The following is a 24183-nucleotide window of genomic DNA, read 5'->3' as shown; positions in this document are numbered from 1 at the left end:
ACGACGTGCAGCAAAGCCGATTTCTGGACAGACGAACCCCGCCCCATATCGTGACGCTCGTCGTCTGCGCCGGACTTGCCGCCCTCTCGCTCAACGTCTTCCTGCCGTCGCTTTCCGCCATGGCGACCCATTTCGGTACCGAATATGCCGTCATGCAGCTGGCCGTATCCGGTTATATCGCCGGCACCGCCGTGCTGCAGCTGGTGCTTGGTCCGCTTTCCGACCTCTTCGGCCGCCGCCGCGTGATGATCGGCAGCATCCTGATCATGCTGGTCGGCACCGTAATCTGCCTGGTAGCCGCAAACGTCACCGTGTTCATGATCGGAAGGCTGCTGCAGACGGCGGTCGTCGCAGGTTTCGTCCTGCCGCGAGCGATCATCCGCGATACGGTGCCGATGGAGAGCGCCGCCTCGATGATCGCCTACGTCACCATGGGCATGTCGCTGGTGCCGATGATCAGCCCGACGATCGGCGGGGCGCTCAACGACATGTTCGGCTGGGAAGCGAATTTCGCCTTGATGCTCGGCCTCGGCCTGTTGACCCTGACGCTCGTCTTCACCGATCTCGGCGAAACGAACCGCCTGCCGGCCACCAGCTTCATCGCCCAGTTCCGCAGCTGGCCGGACCTTTTCCGCTCGCGCCGGTTCTGGGGTTATACGTTCACCTCGACCTTCTCGTCAGGCGTGTTCTTCTCGTTCCTCGGCGGCGCACCCTTCGTCGGCACGGCGATCTATCACCTCTCTCCGACCATGCTCGGCGCGCAGTTCTTCCTGATCGCCGCCGGTTACATGATCGGCAACTTTATTTCCGGTCGCTACACCCGCCATTTCGGCACGATGGCGATGATGATCTCCGGCAGCGTGGTCAGCCTGCTCGGCGTCCTTATCACCGCCGTATTCCTCGCCGCAGAAGCGCCTTGGCCCCTTGCCTTTTTCGCACCGCTGGCGCTCACCGGCGTTGGCAACGGCCTCACCCTGCCAAGCTCGAATGCCGGCATCGTCAGCGTCCGGCCGCATCTCGCGGGCTCGGCTTCCGGGCTCGGCGGCGCGATCACCGTCGGTGGCGGTGCCGCACTATCGACCCTTGCCGCAACGGTGCTGAAGGACGAGGGCGGCGCCATGCCGCTTCTCGTCGTCATGGGCGTCACGACCATTCTTGCGCTCGTCGCCACCGTCTATGTCCGGCATATCGACCGCCGTGACGGCGCGATCCCGACCAAGGACGACGACTGATGACCGCGCCCGCCGCTCCTCCCGACAAACCTCCCGGCCTGATTGTTGCCGGCGGCAAATCGAGCCGCATGGGCATCGACAAGGCTTTTCTCACGATAGGCCACGACACGATCCTCGCCCATATGGTGCGGCGGCTCCTACCCCAGATCTCGGAAATCACCCTCAACGCGCCGACAAGTTTCCCCAATCCGCTCGGTTTACGCCTACTGCCGGACCCGGTTCCGGGGCAGATAGGCCCGCTCGCCGGCGTGCTCGCCGGCCTGCGTGACATCCGGACGCGCGGCGTTCCAACGACCCATCTCCTTACCGTCCCCTCGGACAGCCCCTTCGTACCCGCCGATCTCGTGCCCCGGCTCGAAGCTGAGGCGGGCGATCCGAACGCGATCGTCATCGCTGCTTCGGACGGCCGCGATCATCCGGTCTTCGGGCTTTGGCCGGTTTCCATCACCAGTGATCTGGAAACCTGGCTCTCCGATCCCGACAATCGGCGGATAAAGGCTTTCCTCGAACGTCACCGCATGGCGACCGTCGAATTCCCGATGGTCGAGACGCGCCAGGGGCTGCTCGATCCCTTCTTCAACATCAACACGCCCGAGGATCTTCAAGAGGCGCGTCGTTTCGCCGAGGAGCTTTCATGACCTCTCCCCGCGTCTTTGGCATTTCCGGCTGGAAAAATTCCGGCAAGACGGGCCTGGCGGTGCGGCTGGTGGCGGAATTTACCCGCCGCGGCTATGCGATCTCGACGATCAAGCACGCCCACCACGATTTCGACATCGACAAGGTGGGTGCCGATTCCTTCCGCCACCGCGCCGCCGGCGCCCACGAAGTGGCGATCGTTTCCGGTACGCGTTTTGCGATCATGCACGAACTGCGCGGCGCGCCGGAACCGAGCTTCGAGGAAATCCTCTCCCGCCTCGCCCCCTGCGATCTGGTGCTGATCGAGGGCTACAAACGCGAACCTGTCCCGAAGATCGAAGCCCGCCGCCTCGAGGCGAACAACCGCGAACCGCTGGCGCCCAGCGATCCCCACATCGTCGCCATCGCCGCCGACCACCCGGTGACCGACGCCACCCTCCCCGTCTTCGATCTCGACGACACGAACGCGATTGCCGATTTCATCGCCCAGGTGACGGGACTTAGCCCCTAAGCCTTGCCCTGGTGTTCTACAAGATAGCGCGTCGCAAGCGCGACATGGCGAGGAATAGGCTTGTTCTTGCGGTAGTCGGCAACGAGCCGGCGCGAGATCTCCAAGGCCGACGCCATGCCGTCCAATGTCATGCCGAGCTTATCCATAGCGGTGCGAAAATCATCGTTGTCGAATGTGACCGGCGGTAACGCGGCGAGCCATACCGCCGAGAATTCAAGGTCCTCCCCCGGCCATTCCAATGCGTTGCGATATTCGCTGACCCGCATCTGCCGGAAGAGATCATCGTCGTGTCGAAGCGGAATGTAGATGCGGCGGTTTTCCAGTGCGGGCGCCAGATCGACGACCTTCGTCTCTCCATCTTCCCAGACAATTCTCACCTTACGCCCGTCGAGCGCATCGGCGTCCGCTATCCTCGGCAAAGGTCCACCAACGGTGACGATCTCTTCACCTTTCATTGAGGCTCTCCCAGGCTTCATTCAACACCTTCCTGTTTTCCCGTACCCAAACCAATGCGCGTTCCAGGCTTCGCCGATCGATGGAGCCCGCAAGAATTTCCAAGTCGGATAGACGGACCAGGACTTCGTGATCCGGCGTAACGATATGAAAATGAGGTGGATGGTGATCGCCGGCAAAAATCTGGATCTTCAGATTTCCGAGTTTTACGATAGTCGGCATCACCCATCCCCGCGGCGCCATCAAAAATAGTGCATTATGCGCACTATTTCAAGGTGCAAAAAAGCCGCCGGATCGCTCCGGCGGCTTGGTTTGAGGTGTCCGAGACCGTTACCGATTCGAAGCGACCGGTTTGACCAGCGGGGTGATGCGGCGCACGGTCACGCGGCGGTTTTCCTGTTCGGGACCGTCGGTGCGCACCTTCAGGTAACGTTCGCCGTAACCTTGGGTCGCCAGATTTTCCGGCGGGATGCCGAATGCGTCCGTCAGCACCCGGGCAACGCTCTCGGCGCGCTCGTCGGAGAGGACGAGATTGCTGTCCTCTGTACCGACCGCATCCGTATGACCTTCGATCAGGAAGGTTTCGGAAGGATCCCGCTTCAGAACCTTGCTGATCGCGTCGGCAACCTTGCGCAGCGAGCTCGCCTGGTTCATCGGGATTTCGGCACTGCCGGTCGCAAAGGTGATCGTATCGAGGTCGATACGCGGCACCTTATCGCGGATGCGGGCGGAGTAGCGCACCTCGTCCAGCGAATAGACCCGCTCGACCCGCTCGACCGGCGGCTGTTCCAGGAACTCGTAATAATCCCGGTCCGGCTCGGTCGAGGTATCGATGATGTAGTCGTCGAGCGGCACGCTCAGCCGCATCGGCGGCAGGTCGTCGCCCGGATCGCGCCAGACGTAGTCGCGGCCGCGGCGGTTATCCATCAGCTCCGGCGAATAATAGAGCACGTATTCCTCGCCGCCCCTGACGATTCGCGAGCGCTGGACGATCTCGCCATAGCTGTTGCGGACGGTGACGATCCGCGTCCCGTCGTCGCGCACGATGACTTCGCGCACCCGGCCATCGCGGAGCTGCTCGTATTGCGGCGCCCGATCGCGATCGTTGTAGAAACGACGGCTGTCGTCATGGCGAACGACGGTCTGGTTGTCGATCGAGATGATCACACGGCTGCCATCGCGGTCGCGATCGCCGTTGCGGTCACGGCTGCCGCCGAGGCCGGCTGCGTCGCGGAAATCCCAACCGCGGGGCCGTTCGAACTGCGGACGCTGGTCAAGGCGCTGACCGCGCTCTTCCGACAGCTGACGAAATTCCTGCAGCTGCTCGCGGGTAGCACGCGTGCTGCCTTGAGCCTCTGCATCGGTTTTCGGCGGTGCAAGCTGCTGCTGGTCGGCCTGTTGCGGAGCTTGACGGCGCGGACGTTCTCCGTCTCGTGGCGGACGTGCGGAAGGCGCCTCCTTGGCGCTGTCGAGCACGGCGGCACCATTCTGAACGGGCAATACGACCTGTTCACCGCTCTTGGCCGCAGCCGGATCCTTGGCAAGCTCCTTGGCGCGCTCGACCTGCTGAGGCGTGGTTGCCGTCTGGGGCGCGGTCGGCTGGGCGCCCGGCTGAGCGCCAGTCGCCTGCTGGCCCTGCGGCTGGCCCGGCACCTGCTGACCCTGAGGCACCACTGGCTGTCCTTCGGTCGTCTGACGGCGCGGCGTTTCGCCGGCAGGCGGCTGACCCGGCGCGGCCTGGCCATTTGCCGGCGGCTGCTGGTTGCGCCTGTCCTGCGCGGTTCCGGTGCCCGGAGCCTGTCCAGGGACCTGAGCCGGCGCCTGGCTCGTTGCGTTGCCGCGAGCCGGATTTTCGGGTGCTGCTCCCGGAGCCGTGGCGCGATCGGTAGCCGGCGGCTGTGTCGGCTTTGGTGTTTCGGCCTGCTTTTCAGCGGGAGCTGCCTTGGGCTGCTGGGCATTGCCGCTGGCCGGCTTTTCGGGTGTTGCTTCCGGCGTCGCCGCACGATTGGTGGCAGGTGGCTGCGGCTTCGGGGTTTCTGCCTGCTTCCCGGCCGGCGCTTCCTTCGGCTGTTGGGCATCGCGGCGAGGGGGAGCCTCGGGTGCGGCTTCCGGCGTCGCGGCGCGATTGGTTGCCGGCCGCTCCGGCTTCGGCGTTTCGGCCTGCTTTTCAGCGGGAGCTGCCTTCGGCTGCTGGGCTTCCCTTGCGGCCGGCGGCTCGGCCGGAGGGGTCGGCAGCTCGTGCGGGCGGCGCGGCTGAGCATCGTTTCCGCCCTGCCCCTGGCCGGTCTCCTGCTGCTGACGGCGCGGACGTTCCTGCGCGGGCGCCTCGGCTGCCGGACGCTCGGCCTGCGGCGCCTGGCGTGGTGCTGCTTCGCGGGGGGCAGCTTCGCGCGGCGTGGCTTCCCGCGGAGCAGCTTCGCGAGGCGCAGCCTCACGGGGGGCGGCTTCCGGCTCAGCCTTGCGCTGGCGCTGCGGCTGTTCCTGCTGCTGGGCCTGAGGCGGCGCCTGCGGCCGTTCGGCCGGAGCCTGCTGCTGCCCCTCCTGAGGCTTGCGGCGGCGCTGCTGTCCCTCGCCTTCCTGCGCATCCGGAGGAATGATGACCTGTTGCTGCACCTCGATGACGCCCGGCATCCGGCCGGCCTCGATGGCGGGTCTCATCTCCAAAGCGGGTCTCAAGGGGGCGGCACCGGCCGGCTGAAGCATCAGCGGCAGCGATACGAGAGGTGCTGCGACGCTGGCGAACAGTCTGAATTTTTTCGACATGGACATTTCCTCTTCTAGGGGTGTCATCCCTTTCATGCGCGTCCTTTATTGCCTTTTTCGGCGGACTTACGCGGCGGCTCAACTGTATTGCACCAAAATGGTTCCGTTGCAGCCTGTTGCCGACGGCCTGAACCTCGCATGAATGTATTGTTCATCGGCAAAACCCAGGCAGACGTGCACGTAAAATGCCGTTGCAATTTTCTGCGAGCGGGTATCTAAAAATCCATTCGGGGCGCGCCCGCACGCGTGCCCCGTCTTCCTGCGGCCGAAAAAGACCAACACCGCAGGGTTGCCAACAGAGAGGATCAACATGAACATTTCCACCCGATTCCTTGCTGCCGCCTCGATCGCCGCCCTGTCGCTTTTCGCCGGTTCGGCGATGGCCCAGGAGAAACTCGTGATCGGCACCGAAGGCGCCTACCCGCCTTTCAACAACCTGGAAGCCAACGGCCAGCTCACCGGTTTCGACATCGATATCGCCAAGGCGCTCTGCGACGAAATGAAGGTCACCTGCACCTTCGTCACCAATGACTGGGACGGCATCATCCCGGCGCTGCAGTCGAAGAAATTCGATGCCATCATCGCTTCCATGTCGATTACACCGGAGCGGAAGGAGCAGGTCACCTTCTCGAAGAAATATTACAACACCCCGCCGGCCATCGCCGTCCCGAAGGATTCGCCGATCAAGGAAGCGACCGCCGCCGGCCTCAAGGGCAAGACGATCGGCGCGCAAGGCTCCACCACCCATTCGAACTATGCCGAAAAGCATATGCCCGATTCGGAGCTGAAGCTTTATCCGACTGCCGACGAATACAAGCTCGACATCACCAACGGCCGCATCGACGCCGTCATCGACGATATCGTCGTGCTGTCGCAGTGGATCAAGTCGGACGCCGGCAAGTGCTGCAAGATCCTCAGCCCCCTGCCGATCGACGTCGACATCAATGGCGAAGGTGCGGGCATTGCGGTCCGCAAGGGCGAAACCGCGTTGGCCGACAAGTTCTCGGCCGCGATCCTCGCGATCCGCGCCAACGGCAAATACAAGGCCATCAACGACAAGTATTTCGATTTCGACGCCTACGGCAAGTAATCGACCGGAGAACCCGGTTAACGCCCGGCGGGAGGCTTGCCCTTCCGCCGTTTTTCTTTTTAATGGCATCAATACAAGACAAAAGCGGCACACAAAAAGGCCGCAGGGGAAAACGACCTTATGAGCGGATTCTTTTCCGCCCTCCTTTCGGCGCTGGATCCGCTTTGCGGGCCCGTCGGGCTTTTTTCATTGTTCGGTTCCGGTAGCATCGTTGCCTGCGGCGAGGCCGGCTGGGGCGACGAGATCGCCTTCGGCGTCAAGGTGACGATCACGCTCGCGCTCGCCACACTGCCTGTCGGGCTGGTCATCGGCTTCCTGATCGCACTTGCGGCGCAATCGAAGGACAAACTGCTGAGGCTTGCCGCCGGCATCTACACGACGATCTTCCGCGGCCTGCCCGAACTGCTGACCCTGTTCATCGTCTATTACGGCTTGCAGATCCTCATCCAGGCTGTGCTCGCCTCCTTCGGCTACGCTGGGCGCGTCGAAATCAACGCCTTTTTCGCCGGCATGGCGGCGCTCGCCGTCGTCTTCTCCTCCTATTCCTCCGAGGTCCTGCTGTCGGCCTTCAGGGCGATCCCGCGCGGCCAGTACGAGGCGGGCGACGCGCTCGGTCTTCACCGCTCGCGCACCATGCTTCTCGTCATCCTGCCGCAGCTCATCCGCATCGCGCTGCCCGGCCTCACCAATCTGTGGCTGATCCTCTTGAAGGACACGTCCTATGTCTCGGTCATCGGGCTCGCCGATATCCTGCGCCAGACCGGCATTGCGGCGCGCGTCAGCAAGGAAGCCTTCTTCTTCTACGGCATCGCCTGCCTGCTCTATCTGATCCTCGCGATGGTCTCGTCCGTCGGGCTCGGCTTCATCGAGCGCTGGGCGAAACGCTCGGAGGGCCGTCGATGAGCTACGTCAAGGAACTGATCCCGCCGCGTGCGCCTCCAGCCATGATTGGCAGGCAGCTGGCGCCGGCGCGTATTGCCGGCATCCTGGTCCTGCTCGTCTGGGCAGCCCTTGCGATCGCACTCGTCTTCATGATGATCAGCGGCTGGAACGAGGATAAATTCCTGCGTTACGGCCCGCGCTATCTCCATGGCCTCTGGACCACCATTTCGCTGGTCGGCCTCGCCGTCATCCTCGGGGCCGTGCTGTCGGCACCGATCGCCTTCGCCCGGATGTCGAGAAACAAGGCGTTGAACGGCCTCGCCTATGCCTATGTCTACGTGTTTCGCAGCACACCGCTGCTCGCCCAGCTGTTCATGATCTATTACGGGCTCGGCAGCTTCAAGCCGCAACTCGAATCCGTCGACCTCTGGTGGTTCTTTCGCGAAGCCTGGTATTGCGGCCTTTTCTCGCTGACGCTCAACACCGCCGCCTACCAGGCGGAAATCCTGCGCGGCGCGATCGAAAGCGTGCCGCGCGGCCAGCACGAGGGCGCGGCCGCGCTCGGCCTTTCGAAACGCAATGCCTTCCGCAAGGTCATCCTGCCCCAGGCGCTGATCGTCGCACTGCGCCCTTATGGCAACGAGATTGTGCTTCTGATCAAGGGATCGGCCGTCGTCGCGATCGTCACCGTCTTCGATCTGATGGGCGAGACACGCTACGCCTTCTCACGCACGTTCGACTATCAGACCTATCTCTGGGCGGCGATTTTCTACCTCGCCATCGTCGAAGCGCTGCGGCATCTCTGGGCCTTCATCGAGGCGCGCCTGACGCGCCATCTGAAGCGCTAGCAGCACTCAGGCGAAACAGCTGCTAACATACTGTAAATTATCACGAATGTGCTCTTAAGGTGGAATTGTAAAGCTTCGGTTAAACATGGCATGTTCTCCTATCAGGTGACGCAACGACGTCACCTCGAAACAACAAACGGGAACTGCTTGCATGTCTGAAATGGAAATGATGCTGAAAGGCTACGGGCTGACGACCGCCCAGATCTTCTACCACCTGCCGGACCATCCCGCCCTGCTGCAAAGCTATGTCTGGCAGAACTACGACCTCGCCCCGGATTTTCCCGAGATGAACGGATTTCTCAAGTTCTGGCAGGAAAAGCTCGACGGCCCGCTGCATTCCGTCCGCTATGTCCATCGCAAGCTGATCTCGGCAAGCGAATGGCGGGCCGTCAAGGGCGAGATCATCCTGCACTAAGAAACAGCAGCTCCGCGTTTCAGACGTGCACTTCGCCATGGGCGAATTCGCCTTCGTCCGGCTCGCGATGCAGGGCTGAGAAAATCACGGCGGCATAAAGCAGCGCGACCAGCGCAATCACGCTCCACCCTGGCAGCGGACCGAGCGCGGCGTTGTTGACCGCCTCCGACCATGAGAACACGACATCTGCCTCAGTATCGTTGGGCAGGAGCTTGGGCGTCGAGATCTTCAAAAGCCACGCCATCAGCAGGATGACGTACATCCAGACGTAATTGCGCCTTACCCGGCGAAACAATGCTTCGCGGTAGCTGATCAGGAAACAGGGATTGCGCAGGCTGCTGGCGATCGCCTGCGCCCAGTCGGGCTTGAGGTCCGCCTGCGGATAAAGCGCCTGCGCGAAGTAATGGCGTTCCAGCTTGCGGACCCTTGCGCGGTAGACGTCGAAGAAGCGGTATCGCCGTGCTTCGATCAGGAGAAGCAGCGAGATCAGCAGCATCGCAAACAGAACCACGCCGTGATGCGATGTCGGCGTCGACAGCGAGACCGACAGCAGCGCCGCCACCACCGTGATCGACCAGTTCGAGGTGCGGTCGATGCGGTCGCGCCAACTGGTCATCCGCCCGAGTTCGCCGCGGTAATAGTGGATGATCACATTGGCCTTTTCGGCGGAGGTCATCGGCAGCGACGGCGCGCGCCGCTCGACATTCTGCTCCAGCACGCTTTTGCCCTCATCGGCTGGCATGACCTTCTCCCGGAGGTGGTTCTCAAAAAGCCGTTCTGCTTTGACCTCTCAACGAATGAGCACCCGCCGCGTTCCCCCTGATGGACAAATGCCGGCTATCGGCTTAAAGCCGCCTGCGAAAGAAGGACGCTGGCTATGAAGAAGATCGACGAGGAAGCCCTGGCAGAGGCCTATAACCGCGCGCTGGCGCTGGAGAAGGCGGGCGATATCGACGCAGCCGTCAAGGCCTACGAGCAGGTGCTCGAGCTCGATCCCGAGGACCACGGCGGTGCCGCCGTCCGCATCGCGGCCATGGGCCGCGGCGAGACACCCCCCAAGGCGCCGGACGCCTATGTGGAAACCCTGTTCGACCAGCACGCCGAAAGCTTCGAGGACATTCTCGTCGAGCAGCTCGGTTATGCGGTGCCGGTGATCGTGCGCCAGCGTCTGCAGGAGCTGAAGCTCGGGCCGTTCAAACGGATGCTCGATCTCGGCTGCGGCACCGGGCTTACCGGCGGCACGCTGCGCGACATGGTCGACGACATCACCGGCATCGACATTTCCGAAAACATGGTTGAAATCGCCCACGAAAAGGATCTCTACGAGACGCTTTACGTGGCCGAAGTCGAGGATTTCCTCGAAGACAACGACGACGAGCCCTTTGACCTGGTGACCGCCACCGACGTGCTGCCCTATCTTGGCGCGCTGGAACCGCTGTTCTTCGGCGCGGCAGAAAACATGGCTCCCGGCGGCTTGTTCGTCTTTTCTTCCGAGACCCTCTCCCCGGAAGCTTTTGCCGGCCGGTCCTATATCGTCGGCCCGCACCAGCGTTTCGCCCATTCGGAAACCTATATCCGCGAACGCCTAACGGCCACCGGCTTCGAACTTCTTGAAATCTCCGACATCAATGTGCGGATGCAGGACGGCAACCCGACGCCGGGCCATCTGGTGATCGCGAAGCTGACGACAAGATCATGATCATCGAGGTTGCAGGATCAATCTTTGAGCGCGTGCAACTGGAGGCAACTCTACCGCGACACCAGAAGCCCTCGAAACCATCTTCTCATCTCTTCGCTTCACCGATAGTTTGCCCTCCGCAACGGAGGGATTCGGATGACGCCGCAGCGCTATCTTCTTGCCCAGGCCTATAACAACGCATGGGCCAACCACCGGCTGCTGAAAGCCTGCGGAGAGCTTTCGCGCGAAGAGCTGGATGCGACGCGGGTCAGCTTCTTCCCGTCGATCATCCATACCCTCAACCATATCCTGACCGTCGACTGGCTCTATATCAGCGCGCTCGAAGGCAATTGCCTCGGTCCCGCCGCCTTCGAGCCGGAAATCCCCTGTCCCGTCTTTGCCGATCTCGATCGCGAACAGCGCGCCGCCGACCGCCGCCTCATCGATCACTGTCGACGCTCGGATGAGAAAACGATCGCCGAGGAGATCCGGATTCCCCGGAACACTTTCGTGCAGGTCGAGCCTGCCGACCGGCTGCTGATGCATCTCTTCCAGCACCAGATCCATCATCGCGGCCAGGTTCACGCCATGCTGTCGGGAACCACCGTTCAACCGCCGCAGCTCGACGAGTTCTTCTGCACGGGCGAAGACCAATTGAGACAACAAGATTTTGCCGAACTGGGCTTCACCGAAGCCATGATCTGGAGTTGACCATGCTGTATTTCATCATCAAGGCCCTGCACATTCTGTCCGACTTCCTGCTGATCGGCGGCATGCTGATCAACGCCTTCGTCATCGGCATGGTGCCGCCGACGATCCGCACCGGCGTCATCTCGGCGCTCAGAAGATACGACCGCACCGTCACCACGGCCGCACTCGGCGGTGCCTGGCTTTTCGGCCTGTGGCTCGCCTTCGGCTACGGTTTTTACACTTCCGGCTGGTTCGGCTTCAAGTTTCTGATCGTCATCATGCTGTCGGCGCTGCACGGCATGCAGGGCGCCTGGATGCGCCGCATGGAAGCCGATCCGCATCTCGACCCGCCGGCCTTCGTGCGCGCCGGCCTGCCGATCGTCCTCGGCTCGGTCGTCGTCATCGTCGCGCTCGCGGTCATCAAGCCGTTCTGAGTCAAGCGCAACCAGGGGAACGCAGCTGCCTCGAGGAGTGCACCCCTCCGAAATCGAAATCTGCGCTTTTCACCGAACTGCGCTTTTCCGGAGGTCCTCTTTGCTCTAATCCTCTGCCCAACAAAATTCTGGAGGTTCAGCATGGCGAAAGTGGCATTCATCGGTCTCGGGGTGATGGGTTATCCCATCGCCGGGCATCTCAAGGTCAAGGGCGGCCATGACGTCACCGTCTATAACCGCACGGCTGCCAAGGCCGAGGATTGGGCGAAGAAGTTCGGCGGCAATGCCGCAGCGACGCCGGCCGAAGCGGCCAGGGATGCCGATTTCGTGTTCGTCTGCGTCGGCAACGACGACGATCTCCGCTCGGTGACAACCACCGAGACCGGCGTTCTCGCCGGCATGAAACCGGGCGCGATCCTGATCGACAACACCACCGCCAGCGCCGAAGTCGCCCGCGAGCTCGATGCCGCGGCCCGGGAAAAGGGTGTCGGCTTTATCGACGCACCGGTTTCGGGTGGCCAGGCGGGTGCCGAAAACGGCGTGCTCACCGTCATGTGCGGCGGCGACGAGGCGACCTTCGAGAAGGCCAGGCCGGTGATCGACGCCTATGCCCGCATGGTGGGCCTCATGGGTCCGGCGGGTGCTGGCCAGCTCACCAAGATGATGAACCAGATCTGCATCGCCGGCCTCGTCCAGGGGCTCGCGGAATCGATCCATTTCGGCAAGCAGGCCGGCCTCGACATCGAGAAGGTGATCGAGGTGATCTCCAAGGGTGCGGCCGGCTCCTGGCAGATGGAGAACCGCTACAAGACCATGAATGCCGGCAAATACGATTTCGGCTTTGCGGTCGACTGGATGCGCAAGGATCTCGATATCGTGCTGACCGAAGCCCGCCGCAACGGCGCCAAGCTGCCGGTCACGGCCCTCGTCGACCAGTTCTATGGCGACGTGCAGGCGATGGGCGGCAAGCGCTGGGATACGTCCTCCCTGCTCGCCCGGCTCGAAAAGAAATAGGCCGGCCATGATCGGCCCCTCCTCCGACGTCGCCGGGATCATCGCGCATCTCGAAACGCTGCGATCGGAGGAGAATATCCTGGGGATGGCCCGTTTCGGCATCGTCACCGACAAGGCCATCGGCATTTCCAATCCCGACCTGCAGAAGATCGCGCGGACCATCAAACGCGATCACGGCCGGGCGCTGGACCTCTGGCGCACCGGCATCCGCGAAGCCCGCATGCTTGCGATCTATACCGCCGATCCCGCCGCGCTGACGCCGGCCGAGGCGCGCGGATGGGCCGAGGACTTTGCCTCCTGGGAAATCGTCGACACCGCCGCCGACCTTTTGACCGAAACGCCCTACTGGCAGGAACTCGTTGCGGATTTCGCCGCGGACGACCGCGAATTCGTCCGCCGGACCGCGTTTGCGATGATTGCCGGCGCCGCCGTGCACTGCAAACAGGAGCCGGATGAAACCTTCGTCGCCTATCTGCCGCTGATCGAGGCGCATTCCGCCGACCCGCGCAATTTCGTTAGGAAGGCGGTCAACTGGGCGCTCCGCAATATCGGCAAACGCAACCGGACCTGCCACGCCCCGGCTCTTGAAGTCTCCGAAAAGCTTGCCGCCTCATCGGACAGGACCGCCCGCTGGATCGGCAAGGATGCAGTGAAGGAATTGTCGGGCGAGAAGCTTCTGGCGCGACTGAAGGCTTAGCCGGCTTTACCCACACGGTATTGCCGCGGCGTCGCGCCCGCAAACGTCCGGAACGCCTTGATGAAGGAACTCGTGCTTTCGAACCCGCAGGCAAGCCCGATTTCCGTTATCGGCTCCCGGCCGGCCAGCAGCATCTCCTTGGCCCTCACCATCCGCGCCCGATGCCGGAAATCGCGAAAGCTCATGCCGAGTTCCGCATCGAACCGCCGCGCCAGCGTCCGTTCCGAAAGACGTGACGCCTCCGCAAGGGAGCCGAAATCGAGGTCCCGGTCGAGATATTCCAGCATCCGCCCGACGGCGACCGCCATGCCCGGCGACTGCGGTTTCGGCAACCACGTCTCGTCCTCGTCCGCCGCCAGTTCCTTCGCCACGGATGCGAGCGCCTTGAAGAAGGCATTCGCGGTTTCGTCGCATGAGGGGCGCCCCGTATCCCAACGCATGACATGCAGGATCATTTGCCGCGCCAGATCGGAAAGACCGAAGACCCGGCAGGCCGGTAGCGGCGCTTCGAATTCGCGATCGCCGAACAGAACCGAGGACGCCGTGGCCGACCCATTGCTGCGCACCGCAATCACTGTTCCCCGCGCGATCAGCGCCGCCCTTTGCGGCGGTAGCATCCAGCGGCGGTCGCCGATATCGAGAATGAAGGTGCCGGCCGAGGCGTAAAGCAGGTAATCGGCATCGAAGGCCCGTTCGATCTCGAACGGCTCGTCAAACACCCGATGATAGGCATGAGAAATCGTCGCCATCGCTGCCGGGCTTACCTATACCGCCTGCTGTCCCCGCATCTGCTTTAGCAGTTCGGCGGTGTCGAGCAATGCGGAATGATGGACAATCTTTCCGTCCTTCAGGACGAAGCTCCGGTAGGCGCGCACGCGGATGGGATTGCCGGAGGGTTCGACGCCCTTGAAAGCCGCCTGGTGCGTGCCGCGCAATGTCAGCTCGCACATGACGCTATCGTCTTCGGCAGTCATCCGCTCGATCGACCAGACGGCATCCGGCATGATCCGCTTCTGCACCGCCACCATGGCGCAGTGTCCTTCGGAATTGGCCGGCGAATAGGTGGCCTCCTGATAGTTGGCAGCGAAAAAATTTTCGAAGCGCTCGATCAGACCGCGGTTCCAGATCTCTTCGATATATCCGCGGACGATCGTCTTGTTGGTCTTGGCCTGATCCTGCATGGCGAGCTCCATCTGTTTCGATGAAGCCCAGATAAAATCAAACGGGCCGTTTGAACTCGGCCCGTCCCGCCAGAAAATGATCCCGATCCGCCAATCGGCCGATCACTCCTCGCCGGACTTCTGGTTGTCCAGCGTCATGTAGTCGAGCGGCAGCTCGGTCGTGTACTTGATCTGCTCCATCGCAAACACCGAGGAGACGTCGCGGATCTCGATCTTGGCGATTAGGCGCTTGTAGAAGGCATCATAGGCGCCGATGTCCGGCACGACGACGCGCAGCAGGTAGTCGACATCGCCGCTCATCCGGTAGAATTCGACCACTTCCGGGAAATCGACGACGACTTCCGAGAATCGCTTCAGCCATTCGATCGAGTGGCTGGCGGTGCGGATCGAGACGAACACCGTGACCTTGGTATTGACCTTGACCGGGTCGAGCAGCGCCACACGGCGACGGATGACGCCGTCCTCTTCCATCTTCTGGATGCGGCGCCAGCAAGGCGTGGTCGACAGGCCGACCTTCTTCGCGAGGTCCGCGACGGCGAGAGTGGAATCTTCCTGCAGAATGCGGAGTATCTTACGGTCGAGGCGGTCCATCAGAGTCCTTTCGAAATGATTTTTCGTTATACACCGAATTCGTGGCAGTTAACCGAAATTTGTTTCCCGTATCAAGCTATCCACATGCTGTCGCAGGACCGGCAGCAGATCCGCCTCGAACCATGGATTCTTTTTGAGCCAGCCGGTATTGCGCCAGCTCGGATGCGGCAGCGGCAGTATCCTCGGCCCCTGGTTGGCGAAAACATAGTCTCGCCAGTTTTCCACCGTTTCCGTCATGCCCTTGCGGCGCCGGCTCCCCAGATGCCAGGCCTGCGCGTAACCGCCGACGGCGATCACCAGTTCGATCTGCGGCATCGCGGCGATCACCCGGGACCGCCAGAACGGCGCACATTCGAGCCGCGGCGGCAGATCGCTGCCCTTGGCATCGTAGCCTGGAAAACAGAAGCCCATCGGCACGATCGCGAACTTTTCCGGATCATAGAATTCGTCGCGGGTGACGGCCATCCAGTCGCGCAGCCGATTTCCCGAAGCATCGTTGAACGGTAGCCCGCTTTCATGCACCCGAAGCCCCGGCGCCTGACCGGCGATCAGCACCCTCGCCGTCTTCGATAGCACGGCGACCGGCCGCGGCTCATGCGGCAGACGGTCGCTTTCGCCTTTTGCCGGCGCGTCGCGACAGATGCGGCAGGCCGCGATCGCGCCGGCCAGCCCGCCGATATCCTCCTCGCCGTCGGCGATGTCATCCATGCTCATTGCCAGGCCGTCACTCGCTTCATCCAATCCCAAAATGCCTCCACCAGGCTGACATCGTCCATCGTGCCGCGGCTGGCGCGCCAGTCACGCGGGCTTTCGAACCGGCCGGCCCACAGTCCCTGCCGTTCGTGCCGCGCCGCCACCTGTTCCTGCGCATAACGTCCCGAGGCGACGGCGAGACCCTGCCGCACCAGCGTGCCGTTGATGCTCGTCGTATCCGAATGGCAGCGGACGAGAAGCCGACGATATTTGTCGCGCTCGCGGCCGAGACATTCCGTCTTACCGTCGGCAACGAGGCGCATCAGCAGCCGTCTCGCCTCCTCCCCGCAGGCCCATGGTTTGCCGCGGCCGTCTTCGCAGGTCTGGTCGAGTTCCGGCGCATCCATACCCTGCAGCCGCAGGCGCTCGCCGCCCATCGCCAGCGTATCGCCGTCGATCACGTAGAACGGGCCGCGGAGGACGCTGTCGGCTGCCTCGTCCAGCTTGGCGGCAATCAGCACCAGAAGGATGAAGAAGGCCACGAGAAACGCGCCGTCGCGAAAAACCCTGAACGTTCGAGCCACAATCCAGCCTTATTGGAAAACGGAAGCTTCAGGAAAATGGCAAACAAAACCTTTCCCGGCAGTACTCTCTTAAGGATTTGGACATACTCTCTCAACACCCGGGGTATCAGTTCAGTGGCCATGAGTAGCGGCGTCAGCACATCGACCGACAAGAACATCGTTGATCGCTCGCGCGGCCACCGTAACAAGGCCGTCTCTAAAGCCGTGCGCGCCACGCGTGAACGCCTGCAGTCCAGCTCCCAGGGCAATCAGATCTTCGACCGCGACATGATCGCCATGCACGTCAATTCCGTGCTGCAGGGCGCATCGGTCATGCCGATCTTCATCGTCGTGGTGACGGCGATCGGCGTCTACCTCAATCCGAACGCCAATCTTTTTGCCTGGGCGCTGCTGATGTTCAGCGTCCATGCGATCAACGTGCTGATCGCCCGCCGCGCGAGCCGCAAGGACATCGGCTCGGGCGACGTCCAGAAATGGCGTCGCAGGCTGCTCGCGGCACAGTTGATCGTCGGCACCGGCTGGGCGCTCTTTGCGCTGCAGAACTGCAATGCCTGTTCGGGCGACAACTATTATTTCTACAAGGGCGCCGTTCTCCTTTTCGCGATCTCGATCACCGCGATGAGCAGTTTCATGCTGCGGCTCGGCGTGTTGTTCGGCTTCCTGCCGATGATCCTGGCGCTGCTTGCCACGGCCATCCTGACGCGCAATGTGCTTGATATCGGCATGATCGCGATCTGCGCCATCGCGGTCGTCTTCTTCCACTATATCGCCGATCGGCTCTACCGCTCCAACCTGACGCTGATGTCCTATCAGTCGGAAAAGGACGACCTGATCGCCGAGCTGGAAGTGGCGAAATCCATGTCGGACGAAGCCCGCCGCCGCGCCGAAGAGGCGAACCTTGCCAAATCCCGGTTCCTCGCCTCGATGTCGCACGAGCTGCGCACGCCGCTCAACGCCATCCTCGGTTTCTCCGAAGTCATGAGTTCCGAGGTCCTCGGCCCGCTCGCCAACCCGACCTACAAGGAATACGCCGGCGACATCCACCGTTCCGGCCAGCACCTGCTCAACCTCATCAACGAGATCCTCGACCTGTCGCGCATCGAGGCCGGCCGCTACGACCTCGCCGAGGAATCGTTGTCGCTGCTGGAGATCGCCGAGGATTGCATCGGCATGGTGCAGCTGCGCGCCAGCGCCAAGAACATCTCGATCAGCCAGCAGTTCGAATCACAGCTGCCGCAGGTCTGGGTGGATGAAAAATCGATGCGGCAGGTCCTCCTGAACCTGCTCTCGAATGCGGTCAAGTTCACGCCCCAGGGCGGCGAGGTTACCGTCAAGGTCGGCTGGACAGCCGGCGGCGGCCAGTATGTGGCGATCAAGGACAACGGCCCCGGTATTCCGGAAGAAGAAATTCCGGTGGTGCTGTCGGCCTTCGGCCAGGGCTCGATCGCCATCAAAAGCGCCGAACAGGGCACCGGCCTCGGTCTGCCGATCGTCCAGGCGATCCTTGCCAAGCACGACGGGCAGTTCATCCTGCGCTCCAAGCTGCGCGAAGGCACCGAGGCGATCGCCATCCTTCCCGCGACGCGCGTGCTGCAGAGCGTGCCCGCGGTTGCCGACGCCCAGACGGTCGCCCGCCGTCGCAAGAGCTTCGCCTGAGCCGAACAGGCTCTTTTGCACCGGCTGGTTTCGGTGCATAATGTAGCCATGACCAAACTTCTCGACCGCGCCATCGAAGCAGCCAAGGAACTCCCTGCCGAAATGCAGGATGAGATCGCCCGTGTCATGTTTAGGCTCGTGGGCAAAGACGAGCCGGTCCATCAGCTCACTCCCGAGGAGGAAGCCAGTTTCGCCAAGTCGCTGGACCAGGCCGCTCGGCGTGAATTTGCGCCAACCGAGCAGGTTCAGGCCATCTGGTCGAAATACGCCCGGTGACGATTCGCTTCACCCCTGAAGCCGCCGTCGAACTTGAGGATGTCCTCAGCTATCTGACCGCTCATTCACCGGAAGGCGCACGCAATGTGGGCACGCGGATCCAGCAGGTTTTGAGCAATCTCTTGGAATATCCGCTGACCGGTATGCGCACCAGCCTTCAACCGATGCGGCGGGTGGCGGTGACGCCTTATTCGTATCTCATATTTTATCTGCCCAGCGATGATGAGATCATTGTGGTTGGCATACGCCACGCTGCACGCGACCCATCTTCGATGCCGGACCAACTGTAACGGGCGATTATCCCCACAAGCTCCGAACCACCACATAAACCACGAAAAACCCGTTGGCACACAGCAGGCAGAACACCGCGAAGGAGCCGAGGTCCTTGGCGTGGCGGCCGACGGTGGAGATTTCCGGGGATATGCGGTCGACCAGTTCCTCGATCGCGGTATTCAGCGATTCCACCGCAAACAGCACCAGCATCAGGATGGCCAAGACAAAATAGTCGAAAGCACCGGCGCCGACGATCGCAAACAGCACGATAGCCGCCGCACAGGCGATCACCTCGTGGCGGAAGGCTTCTTCCTGCCACAGGCGCACCAGCCCCTGCATCGAATAACGGAAGGCCGCAATTACCCGGTGGATGCCGGTCGCCCTTTCGATATTGCTGTCGAGCGGCGTCTTTTCCATCCGGGGCTCAGTGGCTCTTGTTGCTGACGCCGGCCTGCTCGAATGTCGCCATGCCGGAATGGCAGGCGGCGGCAGCCTTGACGATGCCGGCTGCAAGTGCCGCACCGGTCCCCTCGCCGAGCCGCATGCCGAGCGCGAGCAGCGGCGTCTTGCCGAGCTGTTCGATCGCACGCAGGTGTCCCGGTTCACCTGAGACATGGCCGATCAGGCAATGGTCGAGCGCCGCCGGATTGGCGGCCTTGAGGATGGAGGCCGCAGCCGTCACCACGTAACCGTCGAGCAGGACCGGGATCTTTTCGACGCGTGCAGCAAGGATCGCGCCGGCGATCGCGGCGATCTCGCGGCCGCCGAGACGGCGCATGATCTCCAGCGGATCGCTCAGGTGGTCCTTGTGGAATTCGACGGCAGCCTTCACCGCGGCGATCTTGCGCTCCATGAATTCGCCATGCGAACCGGTGCCGGGACCGACCCAGTCCTCCGCCTCGCCACCATAAAGCGCGAGGTTGATGGCAGCCGCGATCGTCGTGTTGCCGATGCCCATTTCGCCGATGCAGAGAAGATCGGTGCCACCGGCGATCGCCTCCATGCCGAAGGCCATGGTCGCGGCGCAGTCGCGTTCCGAAAGTGCCGCTTCGATTGTGATGTCGCCGGTCGGGTAGTCAAGCGCCAGGTCGAAGATTTTCAGGCCGAGATCATGGGTGACGCAGATCTGGTTGATCGCCGCACCGCCGGCTGCAAAATTTTCCACCATCTGCTGGGTCACCGATGACGGGAACGGTGTCACGCCGTGGCGAGTAACGCCATGATTGCCGGCAAAGATCGCTACAAGCGGGCGGTTGACGGCCGGCGCTCGGCCTGTCCAGGCGGCCAGCCAGAAGGCGATTTCCTCAAGCCGACCGAGCGCACCCGGCGGCTTGGTCAGCTGCGCATCGCGCTCGCGCGCCGCCACCAAGGCCCGCGGGTCCGGTCCGGGAAGGTTCTGCAGCAGGACACGGAAATCGTCGAAAGGCAGGCCGCTCACGCTCATGGAAAGTCTCTCTTGTGTCTCGGTCTCATCTCGCGGCGGGAAAACTTGTCTTTTCCCGTAAATCGCGCTTGTGTGCGCAAACTCATAGTCGGGTCGGATCGGAGGAACAACTGCCAAACGCAACGGAATTCATCGCGGACCTCGCCCGCTCGGTCGGGTTCCTCAGCCGTCTGCCGGTGCCGGACCGTTTCTTCCGCGGCCATGACGGCACGATCTCGCGGGCGGTGCGGGCCTTTCCCGTCGCGGGGCTGGTCATCGCGGCCCTGCCGGCGCTCGTTCTTCTCCTCCTGCAATCCGGTGATCCGCTGCTTGTCAGCCTGATTGCGCTTGCATTGCTGACGCTTCTGACCGGCGCGCTCCACGAGGACGGCCTTGCGGACACGGCGGACGGTCTCGGCGGTGGACGGGACAAAGACCATGCGCTCATGATCATGAAGGACAGCCGCATCGGCGCCTATGGCGTCGTGGCGCTGGTCCTGTCTTTTGGCCTGCGGGCCTCGGCGCTTTCCGCACTGTTCCGCGACGATGCTGTTACCGCGGCGCTCGCCGTGCTTGCCGTTGCAGCCGTCAGCCGCGCGATCCTGGTCGCCCATTGGCGCGCCTTGCCGTCAGCCCGGGAAAATGGTGTCGCGGCAAGCGCCGGATTTCCGGAGGATGGCGCCCGCAATATCGCGCTGTTTTCCGGCGCCGCCATCGCGCTTGTCCTTCTCGTTCCGGTCCTAGGCCTGCCGAAAGTGCTGCTGTCGCTGATCATGGCGGCACTTGCCGGCTTCGGTTTCACCCGTTTCGTGCGCAAAAAACTCGGCGGCCATACGGGAGATACGATCGGCGCTACTCAACAATTGAGCGAGATCGCCATGCTCGCCACTCTTGCTCTTGCCGCTTGAAACCCCGATATACTGACGCATGATTTCGCCTTGCACCCTCGTCTGTTCGATCGACCTCAAGACCGGCTATTGTTTCGGCTGCGGACGCACGCGCGAAGAGATCGCCGCCTGGATGGATTATACCGATGCGGAGCGCCGCGCGCTGATGGAAACTCTCCCCGCACGGCTTGAAACCGTCGAGCGCCGGCCGCGGCGGGAAACCCGCCGGCAGCGCATGATCCGGGAACGCGACACCGCATGAACGCGCTCACCGGCATTCTCATCGTCCTCGGCATCGGCCTGGCGCTGCTGATCTTCAACCACGATACCGGGCAGACTTTCGGCATCGACAACGACCGTTTCGGCCAGATCATCTACCTCCTGCCGATCGCCGGCCTGCTCGCTGCCGGCATTCTCGCCGGCCGGCGCGGCAATGCCGGTGAGGTGCTGCGCAATATCGCCATCTGGCTGCTGATCATCCTCGGGCTGGTCACCGCCTATCTCTATCGTGACGACGCCAGCAATGTCGCCGCAAGGGTGACTGCTGGCCTGCTGCCCGGTACCGCCGTGGTGGTGACGACCAGCGAAGGCGGCAACGAGGTGATCATCCACAAGACCCAGGGCAGCCATTTCCAGACCAATGTCAGGGTCCAGGGCAAGGTCCTGCCGATGCTAGTCGATACCGGCGCCAGCACCGTGGTTCTCTCCTATGACGATGCCCGCGCGATCGGCCTCAATCCGCAGAGCCTAAATTATTCGGTCTCGGTGATGACCGCCAACGGCCGAGCAATGGCCGCGGGGGTGCGGCTGGACGAAATCGCCATCGGCCCGATCGTGCGGAAAAACGTCCGGGCGATGGTTGCGGAAGACGGAAGGCTCGGCGAGAGCCTGCTCGGCATGAGCTTCCTCTCCACCCTAGGCTCCCTGCAGATGCAGACCGACGAGCTGAGATTGCGGGACTGAGGTCAGCCGAAATCCTGGATGGCTACGCCATCGCCCTTGCTGCGGAAATGACTCGGCGGCGTGCCGATGATGCGTTTGAAGGCGCGGCTGAAGGAGGCTTCGGCATCGTAGCCGAGCCGTTCGGCGACGGTCGCGACGCGTTCGCCGTCGCGCAGCCATTGTCGGGCCTGATGCATGCGCACCCGTGCCACGTAGCGGGCCGGCGTTTCGCCGACCACGCGCAGAAACCGTTCGGCGAAGCCCGACCGAGAAGCACCCATCAGCCGGGCAAGCGAGGCGATGTTCCAGTCGCGTTCCGGCTGAAGATGAATGGCGGCCAGCACCCGGCCGACGTCGGGATTGCGCACCGCGGCGATCCAGCCGGTCGTGTCGCCGCAGCCGTGTTCGACCCAGGTGCGGATCAGCGTGGCGGTCAGGACGTCGGCGAGCCGCGCCAGAATACCGCCGGCGCCGACCCGGTCCATGTCCACCTCGCGCGCCATGGCATCGAGAAGATGCGGGATCGACGGCTCGTTCCTGGCGAGATCGCTGGTCAGCATCGCCTCGGGCATCAGTTGCAGCAGCGGATGCAGCTTGTCGATGTTGAAGCGCATCGAGGCCGTCAGCGCCACCGTGCCGCCGCAGGCATCGGCACATTGCACGTCGAAGACGCCCTGGCAGACCTCCTTGCGGCCGAACCGGTCGAAGGGGAGCGGCGCCAGGCCCGGAAGGCTTGCGATCACATGTGCATCGCCGCGCGGCAGAAGCGCCGCATCGCCAGGCCGCAGTTGCAGCCATTCGCCAGACGGCGTCTGCAGCCATGCGTTGCCAGACGAAATGAAATGGAACCGGGCCGCCTCCTGGGCCGGAAAGGAGGTCGCCCAGGGCTCGGCGAGCCGGCAGCGTCCGTATTCGACGCCGTCGAGCCTTAACCCCCGCAGCATCTCGGTGAGCGGATCGGCGACGTCTAATGGGGTTTCTTTGGACGAATGGTCAAGCATATCGGATTTTCTAGCATGGAAAGTACAGGCTGTCACGCCTAAGTCTGGTCTACATTCCCGGCCCGGTCCTCCGTGCCACCTCCCAAGACAGGACATGACCATGACTGACAGCACTTTCGAAGAGGACGATGTCGTGCGCGACACGTCGTCCCCGAACACATCGGCCAAGGCCCGGTGGGACGCGGTCATCGCGCTCACCCTCGGCGTCTTCGGCCTCGTGACGGCAGAGTTCCTGCCGGCGAGCCTGCTCACCCCGATCTCCGCCGATCTCGGCATCAGTTCCGGCGTTGCGGGCCAGACCGTGACGGTGACGGCGGTCGTCGCAGCTTTTGCCGGCCCCGGCGTCGTCATCGGCACCCGCAGCTTCAACCGGCGCTGGACGCTGTTCGGGCTGACCGCCCTGCTCATCCTCTCCTGCGCGCTGGCGGCCCTTGCCAACGGCCTGACCCTGCTCCTCGTGTCGCGCGTCCTGCTCGGCGTCGGGCTTGGCGGCTTCTGGGCCATGGCCGGGGCGCTTGCCATGCGGCTCGTGCCCATGAACCACCTGCCGCGCGCCATGGCGATGATCTTCACCGGCGTCTCGGTGGCGACTGTCATGGCGGCACCGCTCGGCGCCTATATCGGCTCCACGCTCGGCTGGCGGGCGGCCTTCGTGCTCGCCGGCGCTGTCGGCGTGCTGGCGCTCGTCGCGCAGCTCGTCACCGTACCCTCGCTGCCGCCTGCCGGACATGCCGGGCTCGGCACGCTGGCGGAAGTCCTCAAGCGGCCGAAGATCCGTATCGGCCTGATCGCCACCCTTCTCATCGTCGCCGGCCATTTTGCGGGCTTCACCTATATCCGCCCCTATCTGGAAGACGCTCCGCGGCTTAACGTCGAGATGGTCTCGCTCCTCCTGCTCGCCTATGGCGTCGGCGGCTTCTTCGGCAATATCGTTGGCGGCATGATCACCGAACGCAGCTCGACGCTCGGCGTCGTCTTCGCCTCCGGCCTGATCGCCGTTTCCGCCGTGCTCCTCGTCTCCCTCGGGGCTTCGACGACGGCCGCGGCGGTCGCCATCACGCTCTGGGGTTTTGCCTTCGGCGCGCTGCCGGTCAGCATCCAGAGCTACATCACCCGGGCCGCCCCTGACGAGGCGGAAAGCGCCGGCGCGTTGCTGCTGACGACCTTCCAGATCGCCATATCCAGCGGCGCCGTACTCGGCGGCCTGCTGATCGACGCTCAGGGACCGCTCGGCGTCATGACCTTCCTTGGCATCGCAGCCATTCTCGGTGCGTCGGTGATGGTCGCACGCGGCGGACGCCAGGTCCAGCTCAGCCAAGGCTGAACGTACCCT

Annotated in this window: 32 protein-coding genes; 19 read left to right on the top strand and 13 right to left on the bottom strand. The window is 63.1% G+C overall.

Annotated features, from left to right (window positions below):
* Positions 1-5 precede the first annotated feature (5 nt).
* Genes AC1DLT_RS16860 through mobB form a run of 3 tightly spaced genes read left to right on the top strand, consistent with a single transcriptional unit; the run spans position 6 to position 2379 of the window.
* A complete protein-coding gene (locus AC1DLT_RS16860; RefSeq protein WP_477487697.1) occupies positions 6-1232 on the top strand; it encodes a multidrug effflux MFS transporter in 1227 nt (408 codons plus the stop codon).
* Positions 1232-1870, top strand: coding sequence for a molybdenum cofactor guanylyltransferase MobA (gene mobA / locus AC1DLT_RS16855; RefSeq protein ID WP_477487485.1), 639 nt, complete (start codon positions 1232-1234; stop codon positions 1868-1870). The genes AC1DLT_RS16860 and mobA overlap by 1 nt, the downstream gene beginning before the upstream one ends.
* Positions 1867-2379, top strand: a complete 513-nt coding sequence (gene mobB / locus AC1DLT_RS16850; RefSeq protein ID WP_038542760.1) for a molybdopterin-guanine dinucleotide biosynthesis protein B — start codon at positions 1867-1869, stop codon at positions 2377-2379. The genes mobA and mobB overlap by 4 nt, the downstream gene beginning before the upstream one ends.
* Here the strand turns inward: mobB and AC1DLT_RS16845 are convergent.
* From AC1DLT_RS16845 to AC1DLT_RS16830, 4 genes are all read right to left on the bottom strand, one after another.
* Entirely contained in the window at positions 2376-2834 is a 459-nt protein-coding gene (locus tag AC1DLT_RS16845; RefSeq protein WP_477487484.1) for a DUF2442 domain-containing protein, read from the bottom strand. The genes mobB and AC1DLT_RS16845 overlap by 4 nt on opposite strands.
* Complete coding sequence (locus AC1DLT_RS16840) at positions 2824-3054, bottom strand: DUF4160 domain-containing protein (protein WP_477487483.1); 231 nt, start codon at positions 3052-3054, stop codon at positions 2824-2826. The genes AC1DLT_RS16845 and AC1DLT_RS16840 overlap by 11 nt, the downstream gene beginning before the upstream one ends.
* 108 nt (positions 3055-3162) lie before the next feature.
* Positions 3163-5595, bottom strand: a complete 2433-nt coding sequence (locus AC1DLT_RS16835; RefSeq protein ID WP_477487482.1) for an OmpA family protein — start codon at positions 5593-5595, stop codon at positions 3163-3165.
* A gap of 78 nt (positions 5596-5673) precedes the next feature.
* Complete coding sequence (locus AC1DLT_RS16830) at positions 5674-5907, bottom strand: hypothetical protein (RefSeq protein ID WP_477487481.1); 234 nt, start codon at positions 5905-5907, stop codon at positions 5674-5676.
* On the opposite strand from AC1DLT_RS16830, the gene AC1DLT_RS16825 reads away from it, so the two are divergent.
* The 4 genes from AC1DLT_RS16825 (at position 5906) to AC1DLT_RS16810 (ending at position 8830) form a co-directional block, all read left to right on the top strand.
* Entirely contained in the window at positions 5906-6685 is a 780-nt protein-coding gene (locus tag AC1DLT_RS16825; protein WP_038542752.1) for an ABC transporter substrate-binding protein, read from the top strand. The genes AC1DLT_RS16830 and AC1DLT_RS16825 overlap by 2 nt on opposite strands.
* Positions 6686-6805: 120 nt before the next feature.
* A complete protein-coding gene (locus AC1DLT_RS16820) occupies positions 6806-7588 on the top strand; it encodes an ABC transporter permease (RefSeq protein WP_477487480.1) in 783 nt (260 codons plus the stop codon).
* Positions 7585-8415: an ABC transporter permease gene (locus AC1DLT_RS16815; RefSeq protein ID WP_477487479.1), complete on the top strand. Its 831-nt coding sequence runs from the start codon at positions 7585-7587 to the stop codon at positions 8413-8415. The genes AC1DLT_RS16820 and AC1DLT_RS16815 overlap by 4 nt, the downstream gene beginning before the upstream one ends.
* A 151-nt stretch (positions 8416-8566) precedes the next feature.
* The gene (locus AC1DLT_RS16810; protein WP_105401308.1) at positions 8567-8830 is read left to right on the top strand and encodes an usg protein; all 264 of its coding nucleotides are present in this window, start codon (positions 8567-8569) and stop codon (positions 8828-8830) included.
* Positions 8831-8849: 19 nt separating this feature from the next.
* On the opposite strand, the gene AC1DLT_RS16805 is transcribed toward AC1DLT_RS16810, so the two are convergent.
* Positions 8850-9572, bottom strand: a complete 723-nt coding sequence (locus AC1DLT_RS16805; RefSeq protein ID WP_477487478.1) for a DUF2270 domain-containing protein — start codon at positions 9570-9572, stop codon at positions 8850-8852.
* A gap of 135 nt (positions 9573-9707) precedes the next feature.
* Here AC1DLT_RS16805 and AC1DLT_RS16800 point away from each other — a divergent pair, with 135 nt between their 5' ends.
* From AC1DLT_RS16800 to AC1DLT_RS16780, 5 genes are all read left to right on the top strand, one after another.
* The gene (locus tag AC1DLT_RS16800) at positions 9708-10529 is read left to right on the top strand and encodes a class I SAM-dependent methyltransferase (RefSeq protein ID WP_477487477.1); all 822 of its coding nucleotides are present in this window, start codon (positions 9708-9710) and stop codon (positions 10527-10529) included.
* Positions 10530-10664: 135 nt separating this feature from the next.
* Complete coding sequence (locus tag AC1DLT_RS16795; protein WP_477487476.1) at positions 10665-11219, top strand: DinB family protein; 555 nt, start codon at positions 10665-10667, stop codon at positions 11217-11219.
* Between the two features lie 2 nt (positions 11220-11221).
* A complete protein-coding gene (locus tag AC1DLT_RS16790) occupies positions 11222-11632 on the top strand; it encodes a CopD family protein (protein WP_247138506.1) in 411 nt (136 codons plus the stop codon).
* 108 nt (positions 11633-11740) lie between these two features.
* On the top strand, positions 11741-12646 hold the full coding sequence (locus AC1DLT_RS16785; protein WP_477487696.1) for an NAD(P)-dependent oxidoreductase: 906 nt from the start codon (positions 11741-11743) through the stop codon (positions 12644-12646).
* 7 nt (positions 12647-12653) lie between these two features.
* Entirely contained in the window at positions 12654-13343 is a 690-nt protein-coding gene (locus AC1DLT_RS16780) for a DNA alkylation repair protein (RefSeq protein WP_477482516.1), read from the top strand.
* On the opposite strand, the gene AC1DLT_RS16775 is transcribed toward AC1DLT_RS16780, so the two are convergent.
* From AC1DLT_RS16775 to AC1DLT_RS16755, 5 genes are all read right to left on the bottom strand, one after another.
* Positions 13340-14092 carry a helix-turn-helix domain-containing protein gene (locus tag AC1DLT_RS16775; protein WP_477482517.1) on the bottom strand — a complete coding sequence of 251 codons (753 nt, stop codon included), beginning with the start codon at positions 14090-14092 and terminating at the stop codon, positions 13340-13342. The genes AC1DLT_RS16780 and AC1DLT_RS16775 overlap by 4 nt on opposite strands.
* Positions 14093-14107: 15 nt before the next feature.
* Positions 14108-14524: an ester cyclase gene (locus AC1DLT_RS16770; RefSeq protein WP_477482518.1), complete on the bottom strand. Its 417-nt coding sequence runs from the start codon at positions 14522-14524 to the stop codon at positions 14108-14110.
* 102 nt (positions 14525-14626) lie between these two features.
* Positions 14627-15115: an Lrp/AsnC family transcriptional regulator gene (locus AC1DLT_RS16765; protein WP_046637655.1), complete on the bottom strand. Its 489-nt coding sequence runs from the start codon at positions 15113-15115 to the stop codon at positions 14627-14629.
* A gap of 48 nt (positions 15116-15163) precedes the next feature.
* Entirely contained in the window at positions 15164-15823 is a 660-nt protein-coding gene (locus tag AC1DLT_RS16760) for a uracil-DNA glycosylase family protein (protein ID WP_477487475.1), read from the bottom strand.
* Positions 15824-15825: 2 nt separating this feature from the next.
* A complete protein-coding gene (locus AC1DLT_RS16755; protein ID WP_477487474.1) occupies positions 15826-16350 on the bottom strand; it encodes a thermonuclease family protein in 525 nt (174 codons plus the stop codon).
* Between the two features lie 162 nt (positions 16351-16512).
* Here AC1DLT_RS16755 and AC1DLT_RS16750 point away from each other — a divergent pair, with 162 nt between their 5' ends.
* Genes AC1DLT_RS16750 through AC1DLT_RS16740 form a run of 3 tightly spaced genes read left to right on the top strand, consistent with a single transcriptional unit; the run spans position 16513 to position 18614 of the window.
* Positions 16513-18048 carry a sensor histidine kinase gene (locus tag AC1DLT_RS16750; protein ID WP_038586504.1) on the top strand — a complete coding sequence of 512 codons (1536 nt, stop codon included), beginning with the start codon at positions 16513-16515 and terminating at the stop codon, positions 18046-18048.
* A 48-nt stretch (positions 18049-18096) separates the two neighbouring features.
* Positions 18097-18324 carry a hypothetical protein gene (locus tag AC1DLT_RS16745; protein WP_477487473.1) on the top strand — a complete coding sequence of 76 codons (228 nt, stop codon included), beginning with the start codon at positions 18097-18099 and terminating at the stop codon, positions 18322-18324.
* Complete coding sequence (locus tag AC1DLT_RS16740; protein ID WP_477487472.1) at positions 18321-18614, top strand: type II toxin-antitoxin system RelE/ParE family toxin; 294 nt, start codon at positions 18321-18323, stop codon at positions 18612-18614. The genes AC1DLT_RS16745 and AC1DLT_RS16740 overlap by 4 nt, the downstream gene beginning before the upstream one ends.
* A gap of 7 nt (positions 18615-18621) precedes the next feature.
* On the opposite strand, the gene AC1DLT_RS16735 is transcribed toward AC1DLT_RS16740, so the two are convergent.
* Together AC1DLT_RS16735 and cobT are read right to left on the bottom strand one after the other, a co-directional pair.
* Positions 18622-19014, bottom strand: a complete 393-nt coding sequence (locus AC1DLT_RS16735; protein WP_477487471.1) for a diacylglycerol kinase — start codon at positions 19012-19014, stop codon at positions 18622-18624.
* A 7-nt stretch (positions 19015-19021) separates the two neighbouring features.
* Positions 19022-20041, bottom strand: coding sequence for a nicotinate-nucleotide--dimethylbenzimidazole phosphoribosyltransferase (gene cobT, locus AC1DLT_RS16730; RefSeq protein WP_477487470.1), 1020 nt, complete (start codon positions 20039-20041; stop codon positions 19022-19024).
* A gap of 110 nt (positions 20042-20151) precedes the next feature.
* Between cobT and AC1DLT_RS16725 the strand changes: the two genes are divergently transcribed.
* From AC1DLT_RS16725 to AC1DLT_RS16715, 3 genes are read left to right on the top strand one after another with little or no spacing between them, the layout of a single operon-like run.
* The gene (locus tag AC1DLT_RS16725; protein ID WP_477487695.1) at positions 20152-20928 is read left to right on the top strand and encodes an adenosylcobinamide-GDP ribazoletransferase; all 777 of its coding nucleotides are present in this window, start codon (positions 20152-20154) and stop codon (positions 20926-20928) included.
* Positions 20929-20947: 19 nt separating this feature from the next.
* The gene (locus AC1DLT_RS16720) at positions 20948-21169 is read left to right on the top strand and encodes a DUF1289 domain-containing protein (RefSeq protein WP_038586489.1); all 222 of its coding nucleotides are present in this window, start codon (positions 20948-20950) and stop codon (positions 21167-21169) included.
* Positions 21166-21870 carry a TIGR02281 family clan AA aspartic protease gene (locus AC1DLT_RS16715; RefSeq protein WP_477487469.1) on the top strand — a complete coding sequence of 235 codons (705 nt, stop codon included), beginning with the start codon at positions 21166-21168 and terminating at the stop codon, positions 21868-21870. Before AC1DLT_RS16720 ends, AC1DLT_RS16715 begins: the two co-directional genes overlap by 4 nt.
* A 2-nt stretch (positions 21871-21872) precedes the next feature.
* Here the strand turns inward: AC1DLT_RS16715 and AC1DLT_RS16710 are convergent, their stop codons facing one another.
* Positions 21873-22850 carry an AraC family transcriptional regulator gene (locus tag AC1DLT_RS16710; protein WP_477487468.1) on the bottom strand — a complete coding sequence of 326 codons (978 nt, stop codon included), beginning with the start codon at positions 22848-22850 and terminating at the stop codon, positions 21873-21875.
* A gap of 100 nt (positions 22851-22950) precedes the next feature.
* On the opposite strand from AC1DLT_RS16710, the gene AC1DLT_RS16705 reads away from it, so the two are divergent.
* The gene (locus AC1DLT_RS16705; RefSeq protein ID WP_477487467.1) at positions 22951-24174 is read left to right on the top strand and encodes an MFS transporter; all 1224 of its coding nucleotides are present in this window, start codon (positions 22951-22953) and stop codon (positions 24172-24174) included.
* Positions 24175-24183: the final 9 nt, after the last annotated feature.

This window comes from Neorhizobium sp. 05N33, from assembly GCF_056397445.1.
This window is presented reverse-complemented; position numbering and strand designations above follow the sequence as displayed.

Excerpts from the sequence above, each read along its gene's own strand:
- mobA (WP_477487485.1), top strand. The coding sequence starts at position 1,232 with ATGACCGCGCCCGCCGCTCCTCCCGACAAACCTCCCGGCCTGATTGTT.
- mobB (WP_038542760.1), top strand. The coding sequence starts at position 1,867 with ATGACCTCTCCCCGCGTCTTTGGCATTTCCGGCTGGAAAAATTCCGGC.
- AC1DLT_RS16845 (WP_477487484.1), bottom strand. The coding sequence starts at position 2,834 with ATGAAAGGTGAAGAGATCGTCACCGTTGGTGGACCTTTGCCGAGGATA.
- AC1DLT_RS16840 (WP_477487483.1), bottom strand. The coding sequence starts at position 3,054 with ATGCCGACTATCGTAAAACTCGGAAATCTGAAGATCCAGATTTTTGCC.
- AC1DLT_RS16835 (WP_477487482.1), bottom strand. The coding sequence starts at position 5,595 with ATGTCGAAAAAATTCAGACTGTTCGCCAGCGTCGCAGCACCTCTCGTA.
- AC1DLT_RS16825 (WP_038542752.1), top strand. The coding sequence starts at position 5,906 with ATGAACATTTCCACCCGATTCCTTGCTGCCGCCTCGATCGCCGCCCTG.
- AC1DLT_RS16830 (WP_477487481.1), bottom strand. The coding sequence starts at position 5,907 with ATGTTGATCCTCTCTGTTGGCAACCCTGCGGTGTTGGTCTTTTTCGGC.
- AC1DLT_RS16820 (WP_477487480.1), top strand. The coding sequence starts at position 6,806 with ATGAGCGGATTCTTTTCCGCCCTCCTTTCGGCGCTGGATCCGCTTTGC.
- AC1DLT_RS16815 (WP_477487479.1), top strand. The coding sequence starts at position 7,585 with ATGAGCTACGTCAAGGAACTGATCCCGCCGCGTGCGCCTCCAGCCATG.
- AC1DLT_RS16810 (WP_105401308.1), top strand. The coding sequence starts at position 8,567 with ATGTCTGAAATGGAAATGATGCTGAAAGGCTACGGGCTGACGACCGCC.
- AC1DLT_RS16805 (WP_477487478.1), bottom strand. The coding sequence starts at position 9,572 with ATGCCAGCCGATGAGGGCAAAAGCGTGCTGGAGCAGAATGTCGAGCGG.
- AC1DLT_RS16800 (WP_477487477.1), top strand. The coding sequence starts at position 9,708 with ATGAAGAAGATCGACGAGGAAGCCCTGGCAGAGGCCTATAACCGCGCG.
- AC1DLT_RS16795 (WP_477487476.1), top strand. The coding sequence starts at position 10,665 with ATGACGCCGCAGCGCTATCTTCTTGCCCAGGCCTATAACAACGCATGG.
- AC1DLT_RS16790 (WP_247138506.1), top strand. The coding sequence starts at position 11,222 with ATGCTGTATTTCATCATCAAGGCCCTGCACATTCTGTCCGACTTCCTG.
- AC1DLT_RS16780 (WP_477482516.1), top strand. The coding sequence starts at position 12,654 with ATGATCGGCCCCTCCTCCGACGTCGCCGGGATCATCGCGCATCTCGAA.
- AC1DLT_RS16775 (WP_477482517.1), bottom strand. The coding sequence starts at position 14,092 with ATGGCGACGATTTCTCATGCCTATCATCGGGTGTTTGACGAGCCGTTC.
- AC1DLT_RS16770 (WP_477482518.1), bottom strand. The coding sequence starts at position 14,524 with ATGCAGGATCAGGCCAAGACCAACAAGACGATCGTCCGCGGATATATC.
- AC1DLT_RS16765 (WP_046637655.1), bottom strand. The coding sequence starts at position 15,115 with ATGGACCGCCTCGACCGTAAGATACTCCGCATTCTGCAGGAAGATTCC.
- AC1DLT_RS16760 (WP_477487475.1), bottom strand. The coding sequence starts at position 15,823 with ATGGATGACATCGCCGACGGCGAGGAGGATATCGGCGGGCTGGCCGGC.
- AC1DLT_RS16750 (WP_038586504.1), top strand. The coding sequence starts at position 16,513 with ATGAGTAGCGGCGTCAGCACATCGACCGACAAGAACATCGTTGATCGC.
- AC1DLT_RS16745 (WP_477487473.1), top strand. The coding sequence starts at position 18,097 with ATGACCAAACTTCTCGACCGCGCCATCGAAGCAGCCAAGGAACTCCCT.
- AC1DLT_RS16735 (WP_477487471.1), bottom strand. The coding sequence starts at position 19,014 with ATGGAAAAGACGCCGCTCGACAGCAATATCGAAAGGGCGACCGGCATC.
- cobT (WP_477487470.1), bottom strand. The coding sequence starts at position 20,041 with ATGAGCGTGAGCGGCCTGCCTTTCGACGATTTCCGTGTCCTGCTGCAG.
- AC1DLT_RS16720 (WP_038586489.1), top strand. The coding sequence starts at position 20,948 with ATGATTTCGCCTTGCACCCTCGTCTGTTCGATCGACCTCAAGACCGGC.
- AC1DLT_RS16715 (WP_477487469.1), top strand. The coding sequence starts at position 21,166 with ATGAACGCGCTCACCGGCATTCTCATCGTCCTCGGCATCGGCCTGGCG.
- AC1DLT_RS16710 (WP_477487468.1), bottom strand. The coding sequence starts at position 22,850 with ATGCTTGACCATTCGTCCAAAGAAACCCCATTAGACGTCGCCGATCCG.
- AC1DLT_RS16705 (WP_477487467.1), top strand. The coding sequence starts at position 22,951 with ATGACTGACAGCACTTTCGAAGAGGACGATGTCGTGCGCGACACGTCG.